The sequence below is a fragment of the Fulvivirga sp. genome (assembly GCF_040218215.1).
In the GTDB taxonomy this organism is placed as follows: Bacteria; Bacteroidota; Bacteroidia; order Cytophagales; family Cyclobacteriaceae; genus Fulvivirga.
The window spans coordinates 157,540-168,740 of sequence record NZ_JAVJQL010000024.1 but is presented as its reverse complement, the minus strand read 5'-3'; the positions used below and the strand labels follow the sequence as shown (position 1 = coordinate 168,740).

The following is an 11,201-nucleotide window of genomic DNA, read 5'->3' as shown; positions in this document are numbered from 1 at the left end:
TCCCATTCCGAACAGAGAAGTTAAGCCCATCAGCGCCGATGGTACTGCAATAACATGTGGGAGAGTAGGTCGTTGCCAGCTTTTATAATCTAAAACCCTTTTCAGTATCACTGGAAAGGGTTTTTTGTTTTAAACTCTTTTGAGAAATAGGCTACTGATTTTGCGATAATACTTCCTTATTCTGTTTATTTGTGTAAAGTCAAAACAATTGAAGAAAACCGCAATATTTTTAACTTTCTTATTGGTAATAGTATTCCTTTCTTACTTATTCTATGATAAGTATCTGAAAATGGATGAAGTAGCAATTCAGGAATATGTGACGGATGACGCTGCATTAATAATTGAAAGCAATTCATTCCTTGCCTCGCTAGACAAGTATAAAAAAAATAATCAAGAGATACTTGAGTTGCTAAACTCACCTGAATACAAGCGGATACTATCAGTTTTGGATACCTCTAAAGTCAAATGGGATGAGGTTTTAAAGGGAGCAGTGCTCATATCTTTACATGTTTCAGGTAACAATTCATTTGATAATACTTATTACATTGATCTTACAAAGAATAACCGTGATAAGGTTTTTTTAACTATAACTGACCAGTTTAGGGCTAATTCATCTTTATCAACCAGAGTCTACTTGGGTAGAGAGATTCATGAATTGGGAAAAGCTAAGGAAAAAATTACCTATTATCTGGATAATAATATTTTGGTCTTTAGTTTGAAGCCATATCTTGTTGAGGATGTCGTAAGAGCCATGGAAGAAGAAGGCAATAGTTTTTTCGAAAAGCACTCTGATCTTATAAACTTACCTAATCTATCTAATGATGATGGTAATCTTTATATCAATAGCGATAAGCTAAATGACTTAGTGGGTGTTTTTGGCACAGATAAATCAGATAAATCAGAGTTCATCAAGAACTTAGCTGCGAATGCCTTTTTGGATGTTACTTTTTCAGATAAAAGTATATTTCTAAATGGGTTTACTCTTTCGTCCAAGGGCGAATTTTTGAGCACTTTCGAAAACCAAATTCCAGTGCCTGATAATTTTGATTATTTTATCCCTTCTGAGGCAAGTATAGTCAGTAAGTTTCTTACCAGTGATCCGATCGAATGGCATAGCAATCTTGTTGATTTTTGGAAAGCAGACTATGAGAAGTTTGTCTTGAAAAGAACTGACTTTGTCAAATCGTATGGTTTGGAAGTTGATAAAATTTACTCTTGGATTAAGGATGGTGTATGTCTTGCCAGTTTTGATAATGACCCTCTTGCTAAGAAGATACTTTATATTTCTACAATTGACATCAATGAAGCTTTGAATCAGTTGAATGAGTTTTCTGAGAGGGAGTCTATTGCTCTTGGAGATTCGGTTTATGCAGAAGAATATGGAGATTATGAGATTAGGGAAATAAAGGTCAAAGAGTTTCCTATGATGATTTTTGGGCCTCAATTTGAAGGTTTTGGCACTACTTACTACATGGCTTTGGATGATAAAATTGTAATTAGCAATACAATAACATCGCTCAAAGATTTGTTGTATGATATTGAAAATGAAAACACTTTAGGACGATCAGTTGGATATAATGAGTTTAAGGAGTCTGGCCTCGAGGAGTCCAATGTAAGTTACTATTTTAATCTGCCTCGAATTTTGTCAACTATACAAAGTGGACTAAAAGAAAATTGGGTTGAATATGTTGAAAAAAATAGACCTAAACTAAAAGCGTTAAAACGCAGCTCAATTCAGTTTAGTAGAGTTGATCAAAATTACTACACTAGTATGGCTCTTCAATGGGAGGATAATACTATTGAAATAGAGAATTCATTATTTAAAACCACACAACAATTAGCTTTCATCAACCCAATAATTACCAAGCCATTTGTAGTAAGGAATCATAACAATAACCTTTTGGAAGTGCTTCAGCAAGATTCGCTTTCCAACTTAAATCTCATTTCTTCTGAGGGTAAAAAGTTATGGTCTATTCCTATTTCGGAAAGAATAGTTTCTGAAATCTATCAAATAGATTATTATAAAAACAAGAAGCTACAATACCTTTTTGCAACAAGTAATAAGATTTACATGATAGATAGGCTCGGAAATACTGTTGAGCAGTACCCTAAAGCATTTGACTTTGGCATTCAAGACTTGACACTTGTGGATTATGACAATTCGAAAAATTACAGATTCATGTTAAATGATGATAGAGGTAATATTTATCTCACCAATAAAGAAGGTAAGTTGCTGGAAGGCTGGAATCCTTTGGCAGGTGAAGGGAAATTATCTCAAAAGCCTTTTCATATTAGAGTGCGAGGCAGAGATTATATGATAGCTTTATTTCAAAATGGAGATTTGTCTATTTACACCAGACGAGGTGAATTAAATAAAGGGTTTCCTGTCAAGCTTGACGGAAGATTTGAATCACAGGTTTTTGTAGAGATGGGAACCGATGATTCTAATACCAAAATTCACACTGTTTCCCGAGAAGGGAGATTGTTTATTGTCAATTTGAAAGGACAAATATTAAGCACAGAAGAACTTTATAAACAAACAAAAGAGGCTAGATTTCAAATTGTGCCTGACGCTCTAGGTAAAAACTATATTTTAGCCAGACAAGAAAAGAATAGATTAGTTATATTGAATAGTAATAGAACAGAACTCCTATCAAAGGATTACCTTGACTCAAATGAATTAAGTATTCAGTACTATCATTTTAATATTGACAATCAAATTTTTGCAGTAACAGATAAGGTGCAAGGCTTTACATATTTATATAGAAATGATGGCTCTTTGCTTGGGTCAAGCCCTATAGATAGTGACAAAGAGGTTGGGATTTTGTATTCTGAAGCAAATAACACTTACACTATTTATACTATTTCAGGAGACACTTTCAGACAATTAGTTTTTTAAGATATGCGTTCAATTTTAACAGTATTTATTCTTTTAGCTACAGTTAGCTTAAACTATGGACAGAATCAGACAGATACACTCGAATATAATCTATCGTCACCTTATGAGACTGTTTTAACTCACCTAAAATATCTACAGACGGATAATTATTACCCGTCAATTTCGAGTAAAGCGTTAAACCCTGCAGATCAGAATAATGAGAGGTTAAGTAAGTTGGCTGTTAAGCTAAAGCAAATATTTGATGGTAATGGCATTTATATTGAACTAGAGGATATACCTAGAGAAGCGAATTTTCTGGATTCAGTTAGTAATAAGAGAAGATATATAATCAGTGCAAAACTACCAGATATTTATGTTGAGAAAGTTGGTAACCGATGGCTTTATAGTACTAAAACAGTTAATAAAATAGAAAGCCTTCATCAGGAGGTATACCCTTTTGGTACAGACAAACTTTTGGATTTGTTGCCTCCAAGCAAGGGAGGTTTCAAGATTTTTGGTTTATGGGGCTGGCAGTTGCTTGGCATCCTGATTTTGGTGATTGTTTGCGTAATACTGCATAAAATATTTACTCTGATATTTGAGAGGCTTATTCTTCAGGCTTTGATGAGAATGGGCTATAGAAAACTGGCACATGAGGTGGTTATTCCTGTGGCCAAGCCTATCAGCTTTCTCGTTATATTTCCATTATTGATCCTTTTTGTTCCGGTATTGCAATTGCCAATTGGCATGAGTAAGTATGTCATAATTGCACTCCAAGCAATATGGCCAGTATTTGCAATAGTATTCTTTTATAGATTGGTTGATATTTTTTCTATTTATCTCTCTAAGCTTGCTGAGAAGACAGAAAGCACTCTAGATGATCAATTGGTGCCACTGCTAAGGAAAGTGCTTAAAACCTTTGTTGTAATAGTTGGTGGGCTGTTCATTTTGGATAACCTGGAGTTTGACATCACTGGTTTGATTGCAGGTATATCAATAGGAGGTCTGGCCTTTGCCTTGGCAGCTCAGGATACCATTAAAAACTTCTTTGGCTCGTTAATGATATTCATAGACAGACCATTTCAAGTGGGTGATTGGATAACTTCTGGTGATGTAGATGGTACCATAGAGGAAGTTGGTTTCAGATCTACTAGAATTAGAACATTCAGAAATTCTGTTATGTATATTCCGAATGGTGTCATTACCAATCAGATGATTGATAATCATGGCTTGCGTAAGTACCGCAGATTTATGACCAAAATAGCCATGACCTATGATACGCCTCCGCATTTGATTGATGTGTTTGTAGAAGGTCTGAAAAAGATCGTAGATAATCACCCGAAAACAAGAAAGGACTATTACGAAATACACTTTAACGACATGGGAGCATCTTCTCTTGATGTGTTATTTTATATTTTCTTTGATGTACCATCATGGACAGAAGAACTTCGGTCAAGGCATGAGGTGCTTCTTGAGATTGTGAAACTTGCAGATGAACTAGGTGTTAATTTCGCATTCCCAACTCAAACTTTACATGTAGAATCTTTTCCTGAAAAGAAATCAAACTCTCCTGAGTATACAGAAAACAGTCCCGAGCTTAAGAAGAAGCTAGAAAGTTTTCTTAAGAAGTAGGAGAAAGTTTATTGAGTAATTCTTCAATTACAGTGTAGATGCGGTCAAGTTCCTCATTCTTAATAATATATGGAGGAATGATATAAATAAGATTACCCAAGGGCCTTAAAAGGATGTCTTTTTCCAAAAAGAAAGGATAAAGCATGTTTCGCATTTCACTGAAGTATGAGGAGTCCTTATCTGTCTCAAATTCAATAGCGATCACAGTGCCTTTTGCTCTAACATCCTTTACTATCTGTTGACCTTTAATTCTTGATAGAAAGCCAAGATGCTTTTCAGAGATTCTTTCAATGTTTTCCCGACATTCTGGAGTCATGAGCAATTCATAACTGGCAACCCCTGCGGCACAGGCCATAGGGTTAGCGGTGTAAGAATGCCCGTGCAAGAATGTTTTTTTAAGGTCATCGGAATCAAAAGCATCAATAATATCAGATGTACAAGAAGTGGCCCCTAAAGCCAAAGCACCACCTGTGAGACCTTTTGAGAGACACATAATATCAGGCTTATTTTCTAAATAATCGGAGGCAAATAATTTACCCGTTCTTCCAAATCCAGTCATTACTTCATCAGCAATACAAATGATATTATGCTCTTTCGCTATTGAAAGTAATTCATCAAGGGTCTCTGCACTATACATGCGCATTCCTGATGCTCCTTGAATCAGTGGCTCAAATATAAAAGCTGCTATTTCTCCTGATTCAGCCAGAGCTTGAAATGTTTCAATCACTGCTTTATCATTTTCTCCATTTGGAAAGTCTATAAAATCGACTTCAAACAAATGTTCAACAAAGGGCTTTGTGAAATCACTTCTTTCCCCAACCGACATCGATCCAAAAGTATCGCCATGATAAGCGCCATCAATGGCCATGATCCTTTTCTTTTCCACGTCCTTATTGAACCAGTATTGAAATGCCATTTTTATGGCTACTTCTACAGCGGTGCTGCCGTTATCGGAAAAAAAGATTTTTGACTGGTTTGAAGGAAGAATTTTCAATAGAGATTCTGCGAGTTTTATAGCCGGTTCATGCGTAAACCCAGCGAATATCACATGCTCAAGATTTGAAGCCTGACTTGCAATAGCCTTGGCAATATGTGGGTTTCCATGACCATGAAGGTTAACCCACCAGGAGGAAACAGCATCAATAATTTTTCTGCCATCATCAGTATGTAGATACACACCTTCTGCCTTCGTAATCATTAATGGGTCTGCTACACCTTTTAAAGGAGTAAAAGGGTGCCATATTGTGCTTTTATCTCTCTCAATCCAATTCATTCCAGCTTTTCCTTAATTCTCGACTTAGGTTGTCAATGGTGTGATAATTTACTTTATCTAATTGAGGTACCTTATAAATGCAGGCCAATTTGGTATAATCTAATATTACATCTTCAGTAGCCTTATTTGCCGGGCCATTAAATATTATACCTTTAATGTTATATCCGCGGCTTTTGATTAGGTCAACGGTTAGTAGTGTATGGTTAATACTACCCAGATAGTTGTTTGAAATCAAGACAATTTCGGCATTAAAATGAGGTGCCAGCTCGATCATCATTTCTTGATTGCTCAACGGGACCATACAACCGCCAGCTCCTTCAATAATTAGATTGTTATTGGTTACAGGCAGCTTAATATCCTTGATTTTCAATTCCTTGTTTTCAATTGCAGCAGCGGCATGTGGTGAAGCAGGCGTTTCTAATGTGATATGCTCAGGATGAATGTACACTTCACCGTTTGTGAACTCCCTCACGGTCTCAGAATCAGTGGGGAACCCTGCTTGAATAGGCTTCCAGTAATCGGCTTTTAAGGCTTTGGCTAGTGCAGCTGAAATAAGTGTTTTGCCACTGTCTGTACCTATGGCTGTTATAAAGTAATTCATCAATAGGTTGCTAAGGTATCAACCAATAAAGAAATTTCATCAGTCGAATTGTAGGAATGCAAACAGATTCTTAATCTTTCTTCACCTTCTTTTACCGTAGGGGCTAGAATTGGCCTAACGTCAAAACCTTGTGAAAGTAAGTGTTCACTTAATGACCTGGCATAATCATTACTTGGTGTTATTATTGTTTGGATAGGATGATTGCTGGTCGTTCTTGAAAACTTACCCTTTAATTTCTTTTCAAACTCAATCAGATAATGACTCACGTTTTTAAAAATCGCATTTTGTATTTGGACGTTATCCGCAATATGCTTCATAGCGTAATGTATAGAAATACAGCTATGTGCTGGTAATGCTGTTGTGTAAATAAAGGGCCTTGCAAAATTAACAAGATAGTTCATGAGTTCTTTTGACCCTGCTACGGCAGCTCCATGAACCCCAGGGGCTTTTCCAAAAGTATAAATTCGACAAAAAATGTCATTCTCAAGTTTGTATTGCTCAGACAGACCACCACCATTTGTACCATACAGTCCTGTTGCATGAGCTTCATCAACTATGAGATAGGCCTTGTGCTTTGAAGATAACTTTACTAGTTCTTTCAAGTTGGCTTCGTCTCCGTCCATTGAATAGATGGATTCTATAACGATGTACTTATCTCCAGTTTCAACCTTGCTTAACCTTTTCTCCAGATCGATCAAGTCATTATGTTTAAACGATGCTTTAGAAGCCAAACCCAACCGTATCCCGTCCTTAATACTGGCGTGAGATAGCTCATCATAGAAAATAGTATCACCGCGTTGAGGTACTGAAGATAAGACAGCCAGGTTAGCATCATACCCGGAATTAAATAAAAGAGTGCCTTTCGATTTAAACTGTTTAGCTAAAAACTTCTCTGTTTCTTCGAACAACTTATTGTTTCCTGTCAGTAGACGAGAGCCTCCAGAACCATTTCGCTCATTTTGTGTCTTTAAATGAATTTCATTTGCTAATTCAGAGTTTCTAGCTAAACCAAGATAATCGTTAGAAGAAAAATCAATTAGGTTATTAACGAGCTTAAGAGATCTTAAACTATTGTTTTCTTTTCTTCTTTTTAGCTGATCTAGGTGCCTTTTTGGCAATGTCATATACAATTATATTGTAGTTTTGAGCTCTAAATTAGTTAAAATAAATCCACAGTTAATGAGGATAATTGTTTTGTGTCTTTTAACGGGCTTGTTGGTTGTAAGGGCTAGGGCACAAGTTACTACACGATCTCATTCTATAGACCAGGAGTTCTCCATACGATACGAGAATGATATTGTTTTTTTTACTGATCAATACTATACATCAGGGACTGATATCAATTATGCCTTATTGCTAAAAAGAGGAAGTTACTTTGATAAGGTTTTTAGTGTCAAATCACTTGATAGTGCCAAGGTGATTGTCAGATTCAATTATGGACATAAAATTTTTACACCTAGTAAAATAAAAGAGGCTGATGTAGCAAAAAGGGACAGGCCTTATGCAGGGTGGCAGGCACTGTCGGCAACAGTTACAAACTTCCCTAGAGAAAGCGCAGCAAATAGATATTCTTTAGAACTTGGAGTAGTTGGAGAGAAATCGGGCATGGGCAACTTTCAACAATGGTATCATAGAGAGAATGGCATTACTACACCCTTAGGCTGGGAATATGAGATAGCAAATGAAGTTGTATTGAACTTGGGATATAATAGAAAGCAAAACCTGGTTAGAAGAAGAATTTTAGATGTCAATGGCGAGTTTGATGCGCAGTTAGGCAATGGTATTAGTTACGCTGGAATAGGCGCACTTGCACGAATTGGCAGGTTTAATAATTTAATTAATACGGCATATACCGACAGCAGACTTTCGAATGACATTCCTGCAGTTGGAAACAGCGATAAAGAAGAAGTGGAAAGTTTTATGTTTTTTGGGTTAAAGGGAGATTATGTACTCAATAACATCTTTATAGAAGGAAGCATATTTAACAATGAAAGCCCTCATGTTGAAGAGTTGGAGCATGGTTTGATAACAATGCAATACGGCTATATGTATTCAAACTACTACACCACTGCTGCTATAACATTATATAGATTAAGCCCTGAAATTGTTGGGGCTAAAAAACAGCACTATGTCAGACTTGCTTTATATTTAAGATTCTAGCTTACTTTTTAGCTCTCATTTTTTCTAACATGTCCCACATTTCTGGAGTTACTGCTTCCAGACCATTGAATTCACCTGCCCCGTGAACCCATTCACCACCGTCAATGGTCACAACTTCACCATTAACATACGCTGAATAATCTGACATCAGGTAAGCGGCAAGATTTGCGAGTTCCTGATGTTCACCAAACCGCTTCAAAGGAATTCTTTTTAACGGATCTATTTGTTCAGCCACCTCACCGGGGAAAAGTCTTTTCCACGCACCCTCAGTAGGGAACGGGCCAGGAGCAATAGCATTGCTTCTGATATTGTATTTGGCCCATTCTGAAGCCAAAGATCTTGTCATTGATAATATTCCAGCTTTTGCACATGCAGATGGAACTACATAGCCTGATCCTGTCCATGCATATGTTGTGACAATGTTTAGGAACGTGCCTGCCTGCTTCTTGTTGATCCAGTTTTTGCCAGCGGCCAAAGTAAAATTGTAAGTCCCTCTAAGAACAATATCAATAACAATATCAAATGCCCTATGAGATAAACGTTCTGTAGGACTTATGAAATTGCCCGCTGCGTTGTTCAATACTCCGCTAATGGAACCAAACTTGGCTTCAGCTTCGGCAATCACATTTTCTATCTGATCATATTTTCTGATATCACAAGACACAGGTAGCACTTTACCTCCAGTTTCTGCTTCCAGCTCAGCGGCAGCTTTTTCAAGCACTTCCATTTTACGACTTGCTATAACAAGGTTAGCACCTAGTTCAAGAAAATATTTACCCATTGACCTACCTAAACCGGTACCTCCCCCGGTTACAATTATAGTTTCCCCTTTTAGCGCATCATCTTTAAGCATTCCTGACATGATCATTAGTGTTTAGTGAATAATTAAAGATATTCAAAGTTTGGTAAGGGATATGGCCCAATGCGTTTTTTATTTGACCGATCAATTAGTGATATTCGTAGAAACATAATTTTTAGATATGAACAGAATCATTTTTTTGTTTTGTGGACTAATCATTTTTTCAGCTTCATGTGTAACGCAGAAAAAATATGATGATCTATTGTCCGATAAGATCAATTTGGAGACAGACTTGGCGAATAGTCGCGATAGTTTGGCAACAGCATTGAGTACCATAGAAAGGCTTAATGGTGAAATTGCAAAGTTAAAAGCGGATACGGCTTCATTAGGTAAAAAACTAAGGGCTACAGTCTCAGACCTTAAAAATTTAAGTGCTGATAAAAGCCAATTACAAACTAAATATGACAACCTGCTAAGTAACAGTGGTAAAATGACGCAGGATTTAGCCGCCCAGCAAGAGCGATTATTGGCCTTGAAAGAAAGCTTAGAGCAAACTAAGAGGGAAAATGAAAAATTAAGTGCTGACCTTGCTGTAAGAGAAGAGAAAGTCAGGGAGTTGGAGGAAATACTTGCCAACAAGGATAAGGCAGTACAGGCACTTAAAGATAAGATCACTCAGGCTTTATTAAATTTCAAAGAGAGTGACTTAACGGTATCTGTTAAAAACGGAAAAGTTTATGTGTCGCTTGCGGAGCAATTGTTATTTAATTCCGGGAGCACGTCTGTTGACCCGAAAGGGGTTTCTGCCTTACAGCAATTGGCAAAAGCAATTAAAGATCAAACAGATTTAAATATAATGGTTGAGGGACATACAGATAATGTGCCTATAGGAAGAACCTCTCAGTACATGAATGACAATTGGGATCTGTCCGTGTTAAGAGCAACTTCTATCATTAGAATTCTTACCAAGGCTGGGCTGTCTGCTGAACAGGTTACTGCCGCAGGTAGGGGCGAGTTTGTGCCCGTAGATGATAATGAAACGAAAGAGGGTAGACAAAAGAACAGAAGAACTGAAATTATTATTACCCCTGATCTTGACGAGTTATTTAGAATCTTAGACGGTAATTAAAGTAAAAAGCCCATCCGCTAGCAAGCGGATGGGCTTTTTTGTTACTTCCCTCATCTGGAAGAGGAAGTCCTGCTACTCACATATTTGGTTCTACTAGGTCTTATATCTTCTTTTCTTTCTCTTTGACCACGAGTGGAATTGCTTCTTCTACTTTCGTCATGGTACCTATCCCTTCTGGAGTAAGAGTCACTCTGGTCACTCCACTGGCTTTTATTGTATTTATCATGATTTTTGCCATTCTTATTATGACCATAAGCATATCCTTTTCCGTGATGACCTGGTCCGTTATAATAATGCTTATTCTTTACATAAGTAACATGATTGTGTCCATGGTGGTGATGTGAAGTACAAACATTTCTATAAGTTGTATAGTAATTGTTGTGGTACCCACAGCTATGACTACAAACGTGATTATATAAAGGGTAATCCTGATACACAGTTCTTCTACTTATGAAACCATCATTTCTAACAGTTACCTGAATGAACACATCACCTCGTTGTAATACAACATCAAAATAATCCACCCCAACTCTTGCTACCCTCGAAGCATGTACCATATCATATCCATAATAGTCATGGCTGATTATCGTCTGAACCCTATTAGGAATTCCCCACCCTAATTCAAATCCGAAAGAGGTAGTAAAATGCTGAGCATTAACACCAAGTGAAACCCCAGCAACTAATCCGATCAATAGTAAAATCTTTTTCATGGCTCTACATTTTTGTTTC

Annotated in this window: 9 protein-coding genes and 1 rRNA gene; 5 read left to right on the top strand and 5 right to left on the bottom strand. The window is 36.9% G+C overall.

Annotated elements, in window-relative coordinates:
* The 3 genes from rrf to RIB54_RS17155 form a co-directional block, all read left to right on the top strand.
* Positions 1 to 81 (top strand): 5S ribosomal RNA (rrf, locus tag RIB54_RS17165); the annotation flags it as partial.
* Positions 82 to 208: 127 nt separating this feature from the next.
* Positions 209 to 2,899: a hypothetical protein gene (locus RIB54_RS17160; protein WP_350102037.1), complete on the top strand. Its 2,691-nt coding sequence runs from the start codon at positions 209 to 211 to the stop codon at positions 2,897 to 2,899.
* A gap of 3 nt (positions 2,900 to 2,902) precedes the next feature.
* Entirely contained in the window at positions 2,903 to 4,510 is a 1,608-nt protein-coding gene (locus tag RIB54_RS17155) for a mechanosensitive ion channel family protein (RefSeq protein ID WP_350102036.1), read from the top strand.
* Here RIB54_RS17155 and bioA read toward each other — a convergent pair.
* From bioA to RIB54_RS17140, 3 genes are read right to left on the bottom strand one after another with little or no spacing between them, the layout of a single operon-like run.
* Positions 4,500 to 5,783 carry an adenosylmethionine--8-amino-7-oxononanoate transaminase gene (gene bioA / locus RIB54_RS17150; RefSeq protein ID WP_350102035.1) on the bottom strand — a complete coding sequence of 428 codons (1,284 nt, stop codon included), beginning with the start codon at positions 5,781 to 5,783 and terminating at the stop codon, positions 4,500 to 4,502. The genes RIB54_RS17155 and bioA overlap by 11 nt on opposite strands.
* On the bottom strand, positions 5,770 to 6,384 hold the full coding sequence (gene bioD, locus RIB54_RS17145) for a dethiobiotin synthase (protein ID WP_350102034.1): 615 nt from the start codon (positions 6,382 to 6,384) through the stop codon (positions 5,770 to 5,772). Before bioD ends, bioA begins: the two co-directional genes overlap by 14 nt.
* Positions 6,384 to 7,508, bottom strand: a complete 1,125-nt coding sequence (locus RIB54_RS17140) for an aminotransferase class I/II-fold pyridoxal phosphate-dependent enzyme (protein WP_350102033.1) — start codon at positions 7,506 to 7,508, stop codon at positions 6,384 to 6,386. Before RIB54_RS17140 ends, bioD begins: the two co-directional genes overlap by 1 nt.
* A 55-nt stretch (positions 7,509 to 7,563) precedes the next feature.
* Here RIB54_RS17140 and RIB54_RS17135 point away from each other — a divergent pair, with 55 nt between their 5' ends.
* On the top strand, positions 7,564 to 8,544 hold the full coding sequence (locus tag RIB54_RS17135; RefSeq protein WP_350102032.1) for a lipid A deacylase LpxR family protein: 981 nt from the start codon (positions 7,564 to 7,566) through the stop codon (positions 8,542 to 8,544).
* A 1-nt stretch (position 8,545) separates the two neighbouring features.
* On the opposite strand, the gene RIB54_RS17130 is transcribed toward RIB54_RS17135, so the two are convergent.
* A complete protein-coding gene (locus tag RIB54_RS17130; RefSeq protein ID WP_350102031.1) occupies positions 8,546 to 9,406 on the bottom strand; it encodes an SDR family oxidoreductase in 861 nt (286 codons plus the stop codon).
* Between the two features lie 118 nt (positions 9,407 to 9,524).
* Between RIB54_RS17130 and RIB54_RS17125 the strand changes: the two genes are divergently transcribed.
* Complete coding sequence (locus RIB54_RS17125; RefSeq protein WP_350102030.1) at positions 9,525 to 10,472, top strand: OmpA family protein; 948 nt, start codon at positions 9,525 to 9,527, stop codon at positions 10,470 to 10,472.
* A 50-nt stretch (positions 10,473 to 10,522) separates the two neighbouring features.
* On the opposite strand, the gene RIB54_RS17120 is transcribed toward RIB54_RS17125, so the two are convergent.
* Positions 10,523 to 11,182, bottom strand: a complete 660-nt coding sequence (locus RIB54_RS17120) for a hypothetical protein (RefSeq protein ID WP_350102029.1) — start codon at positions 11,180 to 11,182, stop codon at positions 10,523 to 10,525.
* Between the last annotated feature and the right edge of the window lie 19 nt (positions 11,183 to 11,201).